Consider the following 17,302-nt stretch of genomic DNA (forward strand, 5'->3'; position numbering starts at 1 on the left):
AGGGGGGGGGGGGGGGGGGGGGGGGGGGGGGGGGGGGGGGGGGGGGGGGGGGGGGGCGGGGGGCCGCCCCCCCCCCCCCCCCCCGGGGCTGCCCGCGGTTCGGGCCGCACGGAGTACCCGCGCGGCGCGAGCTCCCGCGTGGGCACCCAGCGCACGGGCGGTGTCCCGGGACCGGACGCCCCGGGCCCGGGGCGCACCCCGTACCCCGCCGGCGATACCACCACGCACGTCGGCACGGCGAGCCACGGCCTCGCGCGCGACGAGGCCCATGACACCCGTGGCTCGGGGCGCACCCCGTACCCCGGCACCGCCACGCCCCGTGTCAGCGGCGGGCGTTACGGCGCCACGCCCGGGGACACCCCGAGTTCCCGCACCGTTCCCGGGTCCGGCCCCTGGGGCGGCGGTGACGGCCAGGGCGCCGACGGCCTCCGTTCGGCCGGATCCGGGCGGACCTCGAACCGGGTCAGCGGGCAGCGCGGCGGCGACACGCCCCAGATCGCGGCGCGAGCCGTGGTGGACACGGGCGCGGGCACACCCGAGCCCGCACCCGCCTCTGCCGAAGGTGCCGCCGCCGCGGCCGCCGGGCGGCCCGTCGTGGTGCTCGGGGCCGGGCCCCGGGGCGCGGTCAGCGTGGATCTGTCGGAGGAGGGCCCGCATCTCCTCATCGAGGGCCCGCCCGGCAGCGGACGCACGGAGCTGCTGCGGGCCGTCGCCGCCTCACTGGCCGCGGCCGCCCGGCCCGACCTGCTGGGCATACTCCTGGTCGACGGCGCCGGTGGCGAGCGCGGCGAGAGCCTGCGCCCGTGCACCGAACTCCCGCACGCGTTCACGCATCTGGTGGCCTCCGATCCGGTACGGATGCGGGAGTTCGCGCAGGCGCTGGGCGGCGAGCTGAAGCGGCGCGCCGAGCTGCTCGGCCCGTACGACTTCACCGAATGGCACCACCGGCACGGGGTGGCACAGCGGATGGTCGGTCAGCGGCCGCCGACCGCCGCGGAGCAGCGCGGTGATGTGGACTCCCCGATGAGCGGGACACTCCGGCTGCGCCCCGCCGCCGCGCGGTCCGCGGAGTCCGGGCCGTCCCCGCTGCCCCGACTCGTCGTCCTGGTCGACGACTTCGACGCGCTGGTCGCCCCGGCGCTCGGCAGCCTCGGCCGCCCCGCCGCCGGTTCGGTCGTGCGGGCCCTGGAGGCCGTGGCCAGGGAGGGCGGCCGGCTCGGCGTCCACCTGGTCGCGACGTCCGCCCGCCCGGACCGTACGGAAGACACGGATCTGGCGCACGGGGCCCGGCTGCGCATCGTGCTCGACGCACCGGCCGTCCCGCCGTCACCGGAGGATCCGGCGCCCGGACGCGGCCGGCTGGGGCATCCGGACGGGCGGGTGACCCCGTTCCAGGGCGGCAGGGTGACGGGGCGCATACCGCGTACGGCGACGCTGCGCCCCACGGTCGTCCCGCTGGAGTGGGAGCGGATGGGCGATCCGCCGACCCGGCGCCAGGTCCGCGAGCTGGGCAACGGTCCGACGGACCTGGCACTGCTGGCCAGTGCGCTGGAGCGGGCCGCCCGGTCGGTGAACGCCGAGCCGATAGCCCCGTTCGGGCCCGTCCACTCCTGAGCGGCGCGGTCGTTACTGACCTCACGTCACGAGCCCATCACGATCAAGGAGTTGACACCGAAAGCGGTATTGCGGCGCCCGTACACCCGGCGTAGGACTGTGCGCATACGACGATGTGAGAGACGGGGAAGCTATGCGCACAACCCTTCGGATCAGCAGGGCCGCCGTGGTGTTCAGCGCCATCGGCACACTGGCCCTCACCGGTTGCAGCGACGACAGCGGCAGCGGAAAGGGCAAGTCGGACAAGGGCTCCGAGGGCGGCAAGGAGAGCTCGTCGAGCGTCGTACTACCGAAACTGGACGGTGAGAAGCTCTCGGTCGCGGCGGTCTGGACCGGGGCCGAACAGGCCAACTTCGTCAAGGTCCTCAAGGAGTTCGAGAACCGCACGGGTGCGAAGGTCACCTTCGTCCCGGCGCAGGACCCGATCGTCAACTTCCTCGGTACGAAGATCGCGGGCGGTCAGCCGCCGGACGTCGCGATGATCCCGCAGGTCGGCGCGGTCCAGCAGGCCGCGAAGAAGAAGTGGGCCAAGCCGGTCGGCGCCGAGGCCAAGGACCAGCTGACCAAGAACTACGCGAAGGTCTGGCAGGATCTCGGCGCGGTGGACGGCACCCAGTACGGCGTCTACTTCAAGGCCGCCAACAAGTCCCTGATCTGGTACAACGCCAAGGCGTTCGAGAACGCGGGCGCATCCGAGCCGAAGACCTGGAAGGACTTCCTGGCGACGGCCGAGGCGGTCTCCGCCTCCGGTGTCACCCCGGTCTCGGTCGGCGGCGCGGACGGCTGGACGCTCACCGACTGGTTCGAGAACATCTACCTCTCCCAGGCGGGCCCGGAGAAATACGACCAGCTGGCCCAGCACGAGATCAAGTGGACGGACCCGTCCGTCAAGGACGCGCTGACCACGCTCGCGCAGCTCTTCGGCAAGCCGTCACTGATCGCGGGCGGCGCCGACGGCGCGCTGCAGACCGAGTTCCCGGCGTCGGTCACCCAGACCTTCACCGGCGGCGACCAGCCGAAGGCCGCGATGGTCTTCGAGGGGGACTTCGTGGGCGTCAACATCGCGCAGACGAAGGCGAAGATCGGGACCGACGCCAAGGTGTTCCCGTTCCCGGCGGTCGGCGCCGAGTCCCCCGTCGTGACGGGTGGCGACGCCGCGGTGGCCCTGAAGGACGGCAAGGGCGCCCAGGCCCTGCTGACCTGGCTGGCTTCGACCGACGCGGCGAAGATCATGGCCGAACAGGGCGGGTTCATCTCGCCGAACAAGGCCCTGGACGCCGCCGCGTACCCGAACGAGGTGCAGCGCACGATGGCGAAGGCGCTGATCTCGGCGGGCGACGCGGTCCGGTTCGACATGTCCGACCAGGCCCCGCAGTCGTTCGGCGGGACGCCCGGGAAGGGCGAGTGGAAGACCCTCCAGGACTTCCTGAAGAACCCGAAGGACATCGCGGGGGCTCAAGCCAGGCTGGAGTCCGACGCGGCCAAGGCATACAAGAGCTGACGCGATGACGACAGCCGCAGCGGGGGGCGCCGACGCGGCGCCCCCCGCCGACAAGCATCCGTCCGGCCGGCCGTCGGTACCCGCGCCGAGGAAGCCCTCCGGCGCTTCGGCCGGCGGACCGGGCCGCAGTCGCAGAAGCGTGACCGGCACCCGCCGGATCATCGCCGCGCTCTTCCTGGCGCCCGCGCTGGTGCTGCTCGGCGCGCTCGTGGTCTATCCGATCGTGTACTCCGTGTACCGGTCGTTCTTCGACCAGGCGGGTACGGGCTTCGCCGGACTCGACAACTACAAGGCGCTGTTCACCGACGACACCATCCGTACAGCGATCAAGAACAACGCGATCTGGGTCGTGTTCGCGCCGACGGTCTCCACGGTCCTCGGGCTGATCTTCGCGGTGCTGACGGAACGGATCCGCTGGGGCACTGCGTTCAAACTGGTCGTCTTCATGCCGATGGCGATCTCCATGCTCGCCGCCGGCATCATCTTCCGGCTGGTGTACGACGCCGCCCCGGAGCGCGGGGTCGCCAACGCCGTATGGGTGGGTGTGCACGACACGTTCACCGAGTCGGCGAGCTACCCGAAGGCGCATCCGCTGCCCGTCCATCCGCTCAGGGCGGGCGGCGGCGGCTCGTTCGTCACCAAGGCGCCGGTACGGGCCGGACAGCCGGTCCAACTGCCGCTGGTCGGTGTGGCACCGGCGAAGATGCCGACGGACGCGAAGCCGGCGAAGGCCGCCGCGGCGGAATCCGGGAAGATCACCGGTACCGCCTGGCTGGACTTCACCAAGGGCGGCGGCGGCAGACCGAATGTCATCGACGCCAAGGAGCTGGGGCTCAAGGGCATCAAGGTCGAGGCGGTCAAGGACGGCGAGGTGGTGGCCTCGGCGACCGCGGGCGCGGACGGTACGTTCACCCTGCCCGCCACGGCCGACGGCGCCGGACTCCGGCTCCCCGCATCGAACTTCGAGGAGCCGTACAACGGGGTCGAGTGGCTCGGCCCGACACTCGTCACACCGGCGGTCATCGGCTCCTACGTCTGGATGTGGGCCGGGTTCGCGATGGTGCTGATCGCCGCGGGCCTGGCCGGTCTGCCGCGTGAACTCCTCGAAGCGGCCCGGGTGGACGGCGCGAACGAGTGGCAGGTGTTCCGCCGGATCACGGTGCCGATGCTCGCGCCCGTTCTCTCGGTGGTGCTGGTCACGCTGATGATCAACGTGCTGAAGGTCTTCGACCTGGTCTTCATCATCTCACCGGGCTCCTCGCTGGCCGACGCGAACGTGCTGGCGCTCCAGCTCTACCGCTCCTCGTTCGGCACGGACGCCGACCTCGGGATCGGCAGCGCCATCGCCGTACTCCTGCTGCTGCTGGTACTCCCGGTGATGTACGTCAACATCCGCCGGATCCGGAAGGAGGGGCGCCGATGACGACCGCCTCGGCCACGACCGCGAGCACGACGGCCGGCAGCGCACCGGTGAAGGCGGAGCGGTCCCTCGGCGCACGCATCGCCGCCCGCGCCGGCGGCGGTGTGATGCGGATCTTCCTCGTCCTGGTGGGCCTGTTCTGGCTGATGCCGACCATCGGGCTGCTGCTCTCCTCGCTGCGCGGCGCGGACGACATCGCGTCGAGCGGCTGGTGGAAGATCTTCACGGCCCCCTCCCAGCTCACCTTCGACAACTACTCCCGGCTGCTGGACAATTCGACCATCACCCACTCCCTCCTCAGCACCGTCATGATCACCGTCCCGGCGACCGTCCTGGTCGTCGTGATCGGTTCCCTGGCCGGATACGCCTTCGCCTGGATGGAGTTCCCCGGCCGCGACTGGTGGTTCCTGGTGGTCGTGGGGCTGCTGGTGGTGCCGGTGCAGGTCGCGCTGGTCCCGGTCTCCAAGCTCTTCGGCGCGGTCGGGATCTTCGAGACGACCTTCGGTGTGATCATCTTCCACACGGCCTTCGGCCTGCCCTTCGCGATCTTCCTGCTGCGGAACTTCTTCGCGGAGATCCCGAGGGAGCTGCTGGAGGCGGCCCGGCTCGACGGTGCGGGCGAGATCCGGCTCTTCACCCGGGTCGTGATGCCGCTGGGCGGACCGGCGATCGCTTCGCTCGGGATCTTCCAGTTCCTCTGGGTGTGGAACGACATGCTGGTCGCGCTGATCTTCGCGGACTCCGACTCCCCGCCGATCACGGTGGCCCTGCAGCAGCAGGTGCGGCAGTTCGGCAACAACATCGACGTGCTGGCGCCCGGCGCCTTCGTGTCGATGGTGATTCCGCTGGCGGTGTTCTTCGCCTTCCAGCGCCAGTTCGTCTCCGGCGTGATGGCGGGCGCGGTGAAGTAGTACGCGGCACCGTCGTACGTCAACACGGGGTGGTCCTGTTCACCGCAACAGGGCCACCCCACCTGCACATTCACAGGTTTGCCGCGTTTTGACGTAACTCCGTCACTCCACCGGCCGTTTGCGGACCGCCCGCCCGCGCTGCGAACGACCCATGGATGTGTTGTGCCCCGGTTCAGTGTCATCGTGCCCGCGTACCGGGTTCAGGCGTATCTGCACGAGAGCCTGGACTCGGTGCTGGCCCAGTCCTTCGAGGACTTCGAGATCATCGCGGTCGACGACTGCTCCCCCGATGCCTGCGGCGCCGTCATCGACGAGTTCGCCGCCCGCGACCACCGGGTACGGGCCCTGCACCTGCCGGAGAACGTGGGCCTGGGCCGGGCCCGCAACGCCGGGATCGCGCAGGCCACCGGCGACTACCTGATCTTCCTGGACAGCGACGACACCCTCGCCCCCGGCGCCCTGCGGGCCATCGCCGACCGGATCCGGGCGACCGGGGAACCGGACGTCCTGGTCTACGACTACGCCCGTACGTTCTGGACCGGCGAGAGCGTACGCAACACCTTCGCCGAGCACCTCGCCGAGACCGGCCCCGCCACCTTCACGCTGACCGGCCGCCCCGGGCTGCTGAAGGTGCTGATGGTCGCCTGGAACAAGGCGTACCGCCGTGCGTTCGTCGAGGCCGAGGGGTTCGCCTTCCCGCCCGGCTACTACGAGGACACCCCGTGGACGTACCCGGTGCTGATGGCCGCCCGCTCGATCGCGGTCCTCGACCGGGTGTGCGTCGGCTACCGGCAGCGGCGCCAGGGCAACATCCTGGCCACCACCAGCCGCAAGCACTTCGACATCTTCGAACAGTACGACCGGGTCTTCGCGTTCATCGACGCCCGTCCCGGACTCGCGCCCTGGCGGCCGGTGATCTACCGCAGGATGCTCGACCACTTCTGCACGCTGGTCACCGCCCGGGGCCGGCTGCCGCACGACAGCCGGGCCGAGTTCTTCCGCCGGGCCCGCGCCCACTGCGGCCGCTACCGCGCCCCCGGTACCCCCGCCCCGCGCCGCGCCCGGCTGCGCCACGGCCTCATCCGGCTGGGCGCGCGCCGCACGTACCGTGCGCTGTGGGCCGCGCGGTCGCTGTACGGCCGGCTGCGGAGGGCCGGCGCGGCCGTCCGCCGGGTGCTGCGGGCCGCCGCCCTCCAGGCCTACTACCGCGTCCAGTTGCGGCTGCCCGTCCAGACGGACCGGGCGGTGTTCGCCGCGTACTGGCACCGTGGCTACGCCTGCAATCCGGCGGCGATCGAGGCGAAGGCCCGTGAGCTGGTCCCCGGTCTGCGGACCGCCTGGATCTGCCGCCCCGAGGACGCGCACACCGTGCCCGCCGCGACGCGCCGGATCACCCCCGGGACGTACGGCTACTGGCGGGCGCTGGCCCGCTCGGGATATCTGGTGAACAACGTCAACTTCGACCGGCGGCTGGTCAAGCGGCGCGGCCAGGTACTGCTCCAGACCCACCACGGCACCCCGCTCAAGACCATGGGTCTCGACCTTCAGGACCGGCCGGCCGCGGCCCGCGGAATGGACTTCGGGCAGCTGCTGGCCAACGTCGACAAATGGGACTTCTCCCTCTCCGCGAACCGGCACTCCACCCTCGTCTGGGAGCGGGCCTATCCGTCCGCCTCCGCGAGCTGCACGACGCTGGAGTACGGGTATCCCCGCAACGACATCTACCAGCGGGCCACCGCCGAGGACGTGGCGCGGCTGCGCGCGTCGCTCGGCATCCCCGAGAGCGCCCTGGCCCTGCTGTACGCCCCCACGCACCGCGACTACCGGCGCGACCGGCACCCCGTGCCCGACCTGGCACGCGTGCTGCGGGTCCTCGGCCCCGGCTCCGTGATCCTGACCCGCGCGCACTACGCGTACGGAGCCGGGCCGGCCGGCGAACCGCACCCGCAGATCATCGACGTCAGCGGCCATCCCTGCATCGAGGCGCTCGCGCTCGCCTCGGACGCGCTGATCACGGACTACTCCTCGCTGATGTTCGACTACGCCAACCTGGACCGGCCCGTCGTCCTCCACTGCGGCGACCGCGAGGCGTACGAAGCGGCCCGCGGCACCTACTTCGACCTGCACTCCTGCCCGCCCGGCGCGATCGCGCACAGCGAGGACGAGCTGGTCGACGTCTTCGCGACCGGCCACTGGCGCGGCGCCCGCTCCGCCCGGCTGCGGGAGGCGTTCCGGGCGCGCTTCTGTCCGTACGACGACGGGCACGCGGCGGAACGGGTGGTGCGCCGGGTCTTCCTGGGCGACACGGCCGCACGGCCGCGCGCGATCCCGCCCGCCCAGCGGCGCCCGGCACCGGCGGCGGGCCGTCCGGCGCAGGTCCCGGCCCCCGCGGACCCGCAGGCGCCCACGGATCTCGGCCTCGCCGCCGCCCGGCCGGCCAACCGCCCCTGACCGCGGCCCTCCCCCTCCCCGCGCATCCGAGTATCCCGAGTCCGAGAAAGAGCCCGTATGCCCCGGCTGAGTGTCATCATCCCCGTCCGCCGCGCCCGAGGGCAGTTGCGCGCGTGCCTGGAGTCGGTACTCGCGCAGTCGTTCACGGACATCGAGGTGATCGGGGTCGACGACGGCTCGCCGGACGGTTCGGGGCTGCTCCTCGACGAGTTCACCGCACGGGACAGCCGGGTGCAGGCCATCCATCTGCCACCGGGGGCGGGCGCGGACGGCCGGCGCAACGCCGGGGCCGAGCGGGCCGTCGGCGACTACCTCCTCTTCCTGGAGGGCGACTTCGTCCACCTGCCGGGCGCCCTGCGGGCCGTGGCCGACCGGCTGGACGCCACCGGCGGCCCCGATCTGCTGCTGTTCGGCCATCACCGGCGGCCGTTCCGGGGCCGCCCCCGGCCCACCCGGTCACTGGAACTGCTCGGTGAACTGCCCGACGGCCGGCTCACCCTCGCCGGCCACCCGGGGCTCCTGGACATCGCACCGGTCTCTTGGAACCGCGCCGTGCGCCGCGCCCTCCACGAGGGCGAGAAGCTGGTCTTCGGGCCGGGGCCGCACGGGGAGCGGATGTACGCGCTCCAGACCCTCGCCGCGGCCGAGTCCGTCGCCGTACTCCCCACCGCCTGCGTCGAACACCGCGGCCGGCGCCGTCCGCCTGCCGCGGCCGATGTGGCCGACACGGCGGAGCCGACGGACGGCTCGGCACCGCACGAGCTCGTCGACGCGTACGCCGGTCTGATGGAGTTCGTACGGGACCGGCCGCTCCTGCGGCCGGTGCGCACCCCGCTCTTCGAGCGGGCGGCCCAGGAACTCCTTGCCGGGTACCCGGCGGTGACCCGGCGGCGCAGACATTACGTCCGGTCCGTGGCCGCGTTCCACCGTGCGTACCGGCCCGGGGGGCAGCACTTCCCGGGCGGCGCCAAGGGGCTGCGGGCGCGGCTGATGGGCGGCGGCCGGTACGTCGTCCTCGGCGCCCTCGACACGGTCCTGGCCCTGCGCCGGAGGCTGCGGGCGGCGCCCGGCGCGGTCCGGGCGCGGGCCGGGCGCACCCTCGCCGCGCGCTACTACTGGTGGCAGCGCAGGCTTCCGCTGGATCCGGGGCTCGCCGTCTACGCCGCGTACTGGAACCGCGGGGTGAGCTGCAATCCGGAGGCTGTCTTCCGCCGGGCCCGGGAGCTGGCCCCGCAGGTGCGCGGGGTGTGGGTGGTGTCGAAGAACCAGGTGGACGCGGTGCCCGGGGACATCGACCACGTGGTGCCGGGAACCCGCCGCTACTGGCAGCTGCTGGCCCGTGCGACGTACTTCTTCAACAACGTCAACTTCCCCGACCACCTGGTCAAACGCCCCGGTCAGGTTCATGTGATGACCCATCACGGCACCCCGCTGAAGATCATGGGGCTCGACCAGCAGGACTATCCGGCCGCGGCCCAGGGGCTGAACTTCGACCGGCTGCTCCAGCGCGTCGACCGGTGGGACTGGAGCGTCTCCGCCAATCCGCACTCCACCGAGGTGTGGGCCCGCGCCTATCCGGGCACCGCGCGGTCCCTGGAATCGGGCTACCCGCGCAATGACGTCTTCGCGACGGCGACGGACGAGCGGATCGCGGAGATCCGCGAGAGCCTCGGCATCCGGCCCGGCCGGCGCGCCATCCTGTACGCGCCGACGCACCGCGACTACGAGGCGGGCTTCACCAGCCGGCTCGATCTGGTCCGGTTCTGCGAGGCGCTCGGCCCGGACACCGTGGTGTTGGTCCGTGCCCACTACTTCTACGAGGGCGCCGGGGTTCCGGAGCACCCCTCGCTCCTCGACGTCTGCGGCCATCCGCGGATCGAGGAGCTGTGCCTGGCGGCGGACGCGCTGGTGACGGACTACTCGTCGGTGATGTTCGACTACGCCCATCTGGACCGCCCGATCGTGGTGCACGCCCCCGACTGGGAGACGTACCGCACGGTCCGGGGGGTCTGTTTCGATCTGCTGTCCGGCAAGCCGGGTGACACCCCCGGTGCGGTCTGCGCCGATACGGAGGAGCTGGCCCGGATCTTCCTCGACGGCAGCTGGGAGAGCCCGGCGAACGAGGCGCTGCGGGCCGCGTTCCGGGCCCGGTTCTGTCCGTACGGCGACGGGCGGGCCGCGGAACGGGTGGTGCGGAGGGTATTGCTGGGCCAGGCGGCGCCGGCCGTCGGACGGGCCTGAGAGCCTGTCGGGTGCCGTCCGACGACAACGCGGCGAGCGTGCGTGCCAGACCCCGCGAGCCCGGCATGATCCAAACGAGAGGCCCTAGCTCCGCTGGCCGGCCATCACCGTGACGAGGCCGATGACCACGAGCAGCGAGCCGCCCCAGGTCCACACCGAGGTCCGTTCGTGCAGCACGGTCGCCCCGGCCAGCACGATCAGCAGATACCCGAGGGCGTTGAACGGGTAGGCGATGGACAGCGGCACCTTGGCCAGGGTGGTCATCCAGGCGAGGGCGGACACCGCGAAGACCACCAGGCCGAGGACGACCCATGGGCTGGTCGCGGCGCGCAGGACGAGGGACCCCCCGCCCTGCGCGGCGGCGGTCGCGGCGCCCTTCATTCCGTGCTTGAGCATGATCTGGCCGCCCGCCGACGAGAACACGGCGAACAGCAGCAGCATCAGACTGGGGAGGGTCATGACCTTGCTCCTGACTGCGGCGACCGGGGTTTTGGACGCCGGGGCGGGGGTGGGACGGGGGGCGGCCGTCTCAGACGCCGACCCGGGCGGACGGGGCGTGCTGTCGGTTGAGGATGTCCTGTACATCGACGTGCTCTCCAGCGATGATCGTCTCGGCCGCGTGCGGGGTGAGCAGGGCGACGTGCTGATAGCCGAACAGCGTCGGCCGGATCCGGGTGAGCAGCTTCGACATCCCGCCGAGCACCACGGAGAGCGGTCCGCCGCCGAGCAGCGCCCAGAACGGGGCCCCGGTGGAGGCCATGTGGAGGACGTCGTAGCCCGCGTTCCTGACCGTGCGGCGCAGGCTGGCCCGGGTGAAGAAGCGCAGATGTGTTTCGTCGAGGATGCCGCGCCGGTCGTAGTCGAAGACCCCGAGCGCGACCCGCAGCCTGGAGTACCAGTGGCTGAAGTTCGGTACGGAGAGCAGCACATGGCCGCCGGGCCGCAGCACGGTGGCGACCTCGGCGAGCACCCGCTCGGGGCGCGAGAGGTGCTCGATGACGTCGCCGGCGACCACGTAGTCGTAGTCGGCGCCGATCTCCGCGGGCAGCCCCTCCTCCAGGTCGGCGAGGTGGAAGCGGGTGCATTTCTCACGTACGCCGGGGACCTCGACGTAGTCCACGCCCGTCACCTCGTGGCCGAGGGCTTCGAGGCGCTCGGCGAACAGGCCGCCGGAGCAGCCGAGATCGAGGACCCGGCCGGGCGGGAGGACGCGCATCTTCTCCAGGATGACGGCGTGCGAGGAGCCGTCGCCCTCCTTGAATGCGTACTCGACGGGCTTGGGGATCCAGGCGCAGGTGCCGAATCCCTTGACGGCGAGCCGGTATTCGAGGACGTCCTTGACGACGTCCTTCGCATACTTCATGCCGTTGACGTAGCAGATCTCGTCGCCGTAATAGGTGGGGACGGGGATCTCCTTGATCCGCATTCCTTCGTTGAGCAGCTGGACGATGATCTGGGTATCGAAGTCGAACGCGTCGGTGTTCCGGTGGATGGGCAGCTTCTTGAGTGCTGCGACGCTGTAGGCGCGGTAACCGGAGTGGAATTCGGTGAGCCGCGAGCCGAGGAGCGTGTTCTCTACGCGGGTGAGAATGCGGTTGCCGAGCCATTTGTACATCGGCATGCCACCCTTGAGCGCGGATCCGGATTTCATCATCCGTGATCCGAACACGGCCTCGCATTCACCGCGTTCGATCGGCGCGACCATCTCGGCGAGAAATTCGGGCGCGTACTGCCCGTCGCCGTGCAGCAGGACGATGATGTCGAGTCCGTGTTCGGCGGCCAGCGCGTATCCGGCCTTCTGGTTTCCGCCGTAGCCGAGATTCTTGGTGTGCCGCATCACCAGGGTCCGCGGCATTCCCTCCGTCTGCGACCAGCGGCAGCCCGCGGTGAAGGTCGCGTCATGGCTCGCGTCGTCGAGGATGAGGATCTCGGCGACCTTGGACCGGAAGTCTTCCGGAATGCGGTCGAGGGTCCTCTCCAGCGTCGTCTCGGCGTTGTACGCGACCACCAGGATGCCGATCCTGGGGCTCGGGCTTTCCTTCACGGGGCGTTCTCCAGTTTGTGCTCGGTGCTCGGTGCTCAGGGCTGGGCGGGAGCGGTCAGTTGACGGCGGATCCGGTGGGCTGCGAAGTGCGGGGCGCCTTGACCAGAGGCCGCTCGGCGCAGGACTGCGGGGGTACGGCCGCCGGCGCGGCGAGGATCTTGCGGATTCCGCTGAGGAGACCGGCGGCGAGGACGAACCAGCCGGCCTCGCCGAAGTGCAGCACCGTTTCGCTCCATCGCACGGCGGAGCGCCCCTGGTAGCCGAGGACCGCCGTCAGGCCGAGCAGGCAGCTGTACGCGGCGCCTTCCCAGAACCCGATGACGAACAGCCCGGCTGCCGCCCAGGTCAGGTACTGCAGGGCGGACGCGGTGGAGAGCAGCAGCAGGAGCCCCATCGTGACGCCGACGACACCGGGCAGCTGCGCGGGCCGCAGCCAGGCGAGCCAGACCCCGGCCGCCGCACAGACCAGTACGAAGAGGAAGTGGCCCTGGCCCTGGATGAAGGTGATGAAGGACTCCGGCAGGCCGAGCACGTCGGCGAACCGGACAAGGCCCCACAGGCGGTTGCTGCCGCCCGCGTACTCCAGGACGTTCTCCTTGAGGTTCTGCCCCACGGTCACCAGGACCGGCCCCCAGAAGAGGGCGATCAGGGCGGTGAACCCGGCGGTGAACCGGACGAGTGCGGGCCGGCCGGCCCGCAGCGCGACGACGAACAGCGCCGGGATCACCACCACCGGGATGAACTTGACGCTGATCGAGAGCGCCGCCGTCACCCCGGCGGCCAGCGGTGACTTCCGGTCCACGAGCAGATGGGCGGCGGCCAGGGCGAACGCGACCGCGACCGCGTCGGTGTTGCCGTGGTAGCCGGACGTGGCGATCAGTAGGGGGCTGAGGGCCACGCCCATCCCGCAGGCGACCGCCGTGCCGAGGGAGCCGCGCCGCCGCACGATTTCGAACACGATGAGCGCACAGCAGAAGTCGGCGATCGAGGCGGGTGCCCTGATCAGCGTTCCGAACGGAATTCCGAGCCCGGAGAGGCTGTCCAGTCCGAGGAGCATCCAGCCGGCCAGCGGTGGATGGTTGTAGACGGGCAGCCCCGGCAACGGCTGTTCGTAAATCCGAATGGGCCCGTAGCGCACGATGGCCTCGGCGAATCCATGAAAGATCCGCACATCGGCCGGGCCCGGCATATTCGCCGCGATCAGCATTCGGGTCAGGAGCCCGGCGGCCGCGACGATGAGCACCACCGTTCTCGCCCGTCGCACATCCCATTTTCCACATCGCATTCGGATACCCATGAAAACAGAACGTAGCAACCAGAGGACGCTGAGCAATGCACCGTCGGTCACACTTATGGGGATGCCGACTTCGATTCCCTGCCCATGTGCGCAGACGTCCGAATTCCCGAATCACTCAAACGGTTGAGAGCCTGTCGGCGGCGCGTGCCGATCCGGGGCCGCTGCCCGGCCGGTCAGGGCCGGGCGCGGTCCCGGAGCATCCGGTCGACCACCCCCGCCGCCGCGTGTCCGTCGTCCGGGTCGCAGAAGTCCCGGCGAAACGCCTCGTACGCCTGCGCGTGCCTCTTTGTGGCCCGCTCCGGGTCGCGCAACGCCTCGATCAGTCCGCTGGACCCGGGGATCAGCGGGCCGGGGGCGCGGGCCTCGAAGTCGAAGCAGAAGCCGCGCAGGGTGTCGCGGTAGTGCGCCAGGTCGTAGGTGTGGAAGAGCATCGGGCGGCCCGTCCGGGCGAAGTCGAACATCAGCGAGGAGTAGTCGGTGACCAGTGCGTCGCTGATCAGCATCAGCTCGCCGACGTCCCCGTAGCGCGAGACATCGCGGACGAAGCCGCCGCCGCTGTCCGGCAGACGGTCGGCCACCAGGTAGTGGCGGCGGACCAGCAGGACGGTGTCCGCACCCAGTTCGCGTTCGGCGGCGGCCAGGTCGAGCCGCAGGTCGAGGGCGTAGCGGCCGCCGCCCTGCGGCCGGTCCTCGCGCCAGGTCGGCGCGTAGAGCACGATCCGCTTGGCCTCGGGGATGCCGAGCCTCTCCCGGACCGACGCGGCGACCTTGGCCCGGTCGGGGGCGTGGAACAGGTCGTTGCGGGGATAGCCGCACTCCAGGACCTCGCCCCGGTAGCCGAACGAGCGTCGCAGGACCGGGGTGGAGAAGCGGTTCGGGGAGACCAGGACGCTCCACTGCCGGGCGCGCTGTTCGAGGGTGGCGATATAGGCGGCGTTGGCCGTGGCGGTGCCCGCGAGGTCGAGGCCGATGCGCTTGAGGGGGGTGCCGTGCCAGGTCTGGACGACGCACTGGCCCTCGCGCCGCTCGAACCACTCCGGCAGCTGGGTGTTGGTGACGATGTGCCGGCTGGTGGCCAGCGCCTCGTGCCAGGCGGTGGAGCCGTGCTCGACGGCCGTGACGCCCGCCGGGATACGGGCCTGCTGGTCGCTCACCACCCACAGATGCGCCGACTCGACGCCCCTGCGGGTCATCTCCTCATGGATGGCGCGGGGCGAGTCGGAGTACTGGCGGCCGTCGAAGCTGCTGTACAGCACGGTGTCGCCGAGAGGTGCGGTGCGCCGGCCCCGGTACGCCTCGCGCAGCAGCCGCCTGCCGCGTGCGCCGCGTTCCGCGGGGGTGAGCACCGACGCGCTGTTGATCAGCAGCTGGTCGTGGTGGCGCCGTTCGATGAGGTACGTCCGGCCGGTGAGAGTGCGGGCGGCGGGCAGGGTGCGGTGGGCGGCGGCCGGGATGCGCAGCGGGGCGTCGTACGTGTCGTCCCGGGCGCCCTTCTCGTGGAGGAAGAGGTACCAGTGGCCCTCGCCCAGCGGCAGCTTCCCGCCCGGTCCGTCGACGGCGTCCGGCCGGAGCGCGGCCCTGAACCGGCGTGCGCCGACGGCCCCGGAGAGGGTCAGGGGGAAGACGGCCTCCTCGCCGTGTCCGCTGTGCCGGGCCACCAGTTCGACGGGCCGTCGCGGGTCGTCGGGGAAGGTGCCCTCCAGGAGGAGGTGTCCGTCCTCCGTCCAGGTCGCCAGGTCGACGGCGGGCTGCGCGGTGCGGTCGCTGATCAGCAGGTTGCCCCGCGAGCTCGCGGTGAGACCGAGCTCGCGCCGCCGTCCGCCGTCGCCGCCCAGCGGGTAGCGGCCCGGCGGTACGGGCCCCGGCACGTCGATCGGCGTCCTGCGCCCGTCCGGGCCGACGAGGTGCAGGCTGTACGGGATCTGCGCGGGATCCGTCCCCTCCCCCTCTCCCTCCCCCGCGCCCTCGCGGGCGCCGGCGAAGGCACCGAGCGGGAGTCCTGCGGTGAAGCGCCGCCATCCCGCCGCCGAGGGAACGGTCCCCTCGTGCACGGTCACCGGGCAGTCGAAGGAGGTGCCGGAGGCCCGGTGGGTGAGGGCGAGGCGCAGCGGTCCCTTGCCGAGGCGGTCGCGGATCATGCCGTCGATCACCACGGTTCCGGCGCCGTCGCCCGGGTCGCCCGCGCGGTGCGTCTCGAAGCGGGCGTCGATCCGCTCGGCGTGCAGCACCAGCCTGCCGCCCTCGAAGGCGGGCACGATCCGGTGGTCTCCGTCGGGGCGGTGCGCGGGCGGCGGTGCGGCCGCCTCGTTCGTCGAGAGGTCCGAGCGGCGCAGCATGCCGTGTCCGGCGATGCCGATCTCCAGGCGCCAGGTGAGCCGCTCGATGCCGCCGTCGGCGTCGATGCGGAGCCTGGCCGGGTCGATGACGGTCTCGAAGCCGGAGCGGTCGTAGTCGTGCAGGCTCTGCCGGGACCGGACGGTGGCCTCGGGCTCGGCGACCGTACGCAGCCGGAGCGGCACCACGTGCCGTCGTCCCGCCCGCAGCCAGCCGGCCCGGAACTCGCTGCCGCGCGAAGTGGCGGGCAGGTTCCGGATGTAGGCGTACCCCTTGAGGTACAGCCTGCCGCCCTGCCAGCGGGCGTCCCGCAGCCGGGCGGTGAGCGGCAGGTCCCGGTCGGTGACCCGCAGCACCGGGCGCGGCACCGGCCGGGTGAGGGCCGGGAAGGAGGCGCTGCGGCGGCGCACGCCCCGTACCGCGAACGCTCCCGGCTCGGCCTTGTCGGCGGCGAGCAGTGCCAGCAGTTCGCCGGTCCGCCGTTCGCGCACGAGGTGCCACATCAGCCGCAGCCGCAGCGGGAGCGCGTCGAGGACGGCGGGGTCGACCTGGTCGGTGAACTCGTTGGCGTAGGTGAGGAAGGCACGGCGGTACTCCTCGTCGCCGTCGGGCAGCGCCTCCATGAAGTACCAGAGGTCATGGGCGAGGACGTGGGCCTCGTAGCGCCGTTTGTCGGCGGCACCGCGGTGCTCGTCGAGGAAGGTGGAGACGCCCAGCACGTGCGAGGCCCGGTCCTGGACGCCGCGGACGACGGCACGGCGGGTGGTGATCGAGCCCGCGCGGTCGCGCCAGTGGTAGACGGCGTCCTTCAGCACGTCGACGGAGCGGGCCAGGAAGTGGGCGGGCAGGACGACCGGGATGTCCTCGTAGAGGGCGCCGACCGGGAAGGCGAAGGCGTGCTCGTCCCAGAAGGACCGGCGGAAGACCTTGTTGCAGGCGATCCGGTCGGCCGCGAGGTCCCAGTCGCGGGAGATGTGGGTGCGCAGCCGGGTCGTCGCCATCGGCTTGCGGAAGTTGGGCGACTGCTGGAGCCTGCCGGAGGCCCGCAGCCGCAGCACGTTGCCGGACGCGAGGTCCGAACCGGTCTCGTCCAGGGCGCCGACGAGGAGTTCGTACGCGCGGGGCGGCAGCACGTCGTCGCTGTCGACGAAGGCGAGATGGCGGGCGCCCGGATCGCAGTGGCGGACCCCGGTGTTGCGGGCGTGCCCGAGTCCGCCGTTCTCCTGGCTCACCAGCCGGAACCGGCCGTCCTGTGCGGCGAACCCGGCGGCCAGGGCGGCACTGTCGTCGGTGGACCCGTCGTCGACCATCACCACCTCCAGGTCGGTCATGGTCTGCTCCGCGAGGGACTTCAGGCAGTCCGTCAGATAGAGCTCGACGTTGTGGACGGGGACGACGACACTGAGCCGTGGCGGCATGTTGAGCACGTCCGTTCATCGGGGGCCTGGTTGTCCGTACGGCTCAACCCCGTGACGGGCCGGGGGTCACC

Annotated in this window: 9 protein-coding genes and 2 pseudogenes (1 of these 11 only partly in view); 7 read left to right on the forward strand and 4 right to left on the reverse strand. The window is 71.7% G+C overall.

Going from position 1 to position 17,302, the window contains the following annotated elements; all coding sequences use genetic code 11:
• The 7 genes and pseudogenes from ACF08M_RS02765 to ACF08M_RS02795 form a co-directional block, all read left to right on the forward strand.
• Positions 1–272 (forward strand): annotated as a pseudogene (locus ACF08M_RS02765) (FHA domain-containing protein); it begins 2,173 nt to the left of the window's first position.
• Positions 273–582: 310 nt separating this feature from the next.
• Positions 583–1,614, forward strand: a pseudogene (locus ACF08M_RS02770) (FtsK/SpoIIIE domain-containing protein); the annotation flags it as partial.
• A gap of 133 nt (positions 1,615–1,747) precedes the next feature.
• Positions 1,748–3,115: an ABC transporter substrate-binding protein gene (locus ACF08M_RS02775; protein WP_392183410.1), complete on the forward strand. Its 1,368-nt coding sequence runs from the start codon at positions 1,748–1,750 to the stop codon at positions 3,113–3,115.
• 4 nt (positions 3,116–3,119) lie between these two features.
• A complete protein-coding gene (locus ACF08M_RS02780) occupies positions 3,120–4,538 on the forward strand; it encodes a carbohydrate ABC transporter permease (RefSeq protein WP_392183411.1) in 1,419 nt (472 codons plus the stop codon).
• Positions 4,535–5,446 carry a carbohydrate ABC transporter permease gene (locus tag ACF08M_RS02785; protein ID WP_392183412.1) on the forward strand — a complete coding sequence of 304 codons (912 nt, stop codon included), beginning with the start codon at positions 4,535–4,537 and terminating at the stop codon, positions 5,444–5,446. Before ACF08M_RS02780 ends, ACF08M_RS02785 begins: the two co-directional genes overlap by 4 nt.
• A 162-nt stretch (positions 5,447–5,608) precedes the next feature.
• Complete coding sequence (locus ACF08M_RS02790) at positions 5,609–7,897, forward strand: CDP-glycerol glycerophosphotransferase family protein (RefSeq protein WP_392183413.1); 2,289 nt, start codon at positions 5,609–5,611, stop codon at positions 7,895–7,897.
• A gap of 57 nt (positions 7,898–7,954) precedes the next feature.
• Positions 7,955–10,138 carry a CDP-glycerol glycerophosphotransferase family protein gene (locus ACF08M_RS02795; RefSeq protein WP_392183414.1) on the forward strand — a complete coding sequence of 728 codons (2,184 nt, stop codon included), beginning with the start codon at positions 7,955–7,957 and terminating at the stop codon, positions 10,136–10,138.
• A gap of 84 nt (positions 10,139–10,222) precedes the next feature.
• On the opposite strand, the gene ACF08M_RS02800 is transcribed toward ACF08M_RS02795, so the two are convergent.
• From ACF08M_RS02800 to ACF08M_RS02815, 4 genes are all read right to left on the reverse strand, one after another.
• Positions 10,223–10,597, reverse strand: a complete 375-nt coding sequence (locus ACF08M_RS02800) for a hypothetical protein (RefSeq protein ID WP_392183415.1) — start codon at positions 10,595–10,597, stop codon at positions 10,223–10,225.
• A gap of 70 nt (positions 10,598–10,667) precedes the next feature.
• Entirely contained in the window at positions 10,668–12,182 is a 1,515-nt protein-coding gene (locus tag ACF08M_RS02805; protein ID WP_392183416.1) for a methyltransferase domain-containing protein, read from the reverse strand.
• Positions 12,183–12,237: 55 nt separating this feature from the next.
• Positions 12,238–13,467, reverse strand: coding sequence for a hypothetical protein (locus ACF08M_RS02810; protein ID WP_392183453.1), 1,230 nt, complete (start codon positions 13,465–13,467; stop codon positions 12,238–12,240).
• Between the two features lie 185 nt (positions 13,468–13,652).
• Positions 13,653–17,231, reverse strand: coding sequence for a CDP-glycerol glycerophosphotransferase family protein (locus ACF08M_RS02815; protein ID WP_392183454.1), 3,579 nt, complete (start codon positions 17,229–17,231; stop codon positions 13,653–13,655).
• Between the last annotated feature and the right edge of the window lie 71 nt (positions 17,232–17,302).

This window comes from Streptomyces sp. NPDC015032 (assembly GCF_043080425.1).
Classification (GTDB): domain Bacteria; phylum Actinomycetota; class Actinomycetes; order Streptomycetales; family Streptomycetaceae; genus Streptomyces.

What these genes read in the sequence shown, in the direction of transcription:
- ACF08M_RS02775 (WP_392183410.1), top strand. Translation starts at nt 1,748, where the DNA reads ATGCGCACAACCCTTCGGATCAGCAGGGCCGCCGTGGTGTTCAGCGCC.
- ACF08M_RS02780 (WP_392183411.1), top strand. Translation starts at nt 3,120, where the DNA reads ATGACGACAGCCGCAGCGGGGGGCGCCGACGCGGCGCCCCCCGCCGAC.
- ACF08M_RS02785 (WP_392183412.1), top strand. Translation starts at nt 4,535, where the DNA reads ATGACGACCGCCTCGGCCACGACCGCGAGCACGACGGCCGGCAGCGCA.
- ACF08M_RS02795 (WP_392183414.1), top strand. Translation starts at nt 7,955, where the DNA reads ATGCCCCGGCTGAGTGTCATCATCCCCGTCCGCCGCGCCCGAGGGCAG.
- ACF08M_RS02800 (WP_392183415.1), bottom strand. Translation starts at nt 10,597, where the DNA reads ATGACCCTCCCCAGTCTGATGCTGCTGCTGTTCGCCGTGTTCTCGTCG.
- ACF08M_RS02810 (WP_392183453.1), bottom strand. Translation starts at nt 13,467, where the DNA reads ATGCGATGTGGAAAATGGGATGTGCGACGGGCGAGAACGGTGGTGCTC.
- ACF08M_RS02815 (WP_392183454.1), bottom strand. Translation starts at nt 17,231, where the DNA reads ATGCCGCCACGGCTCAGTGTCGTCGTCCCCGTCCACAACGTCGAGCTC.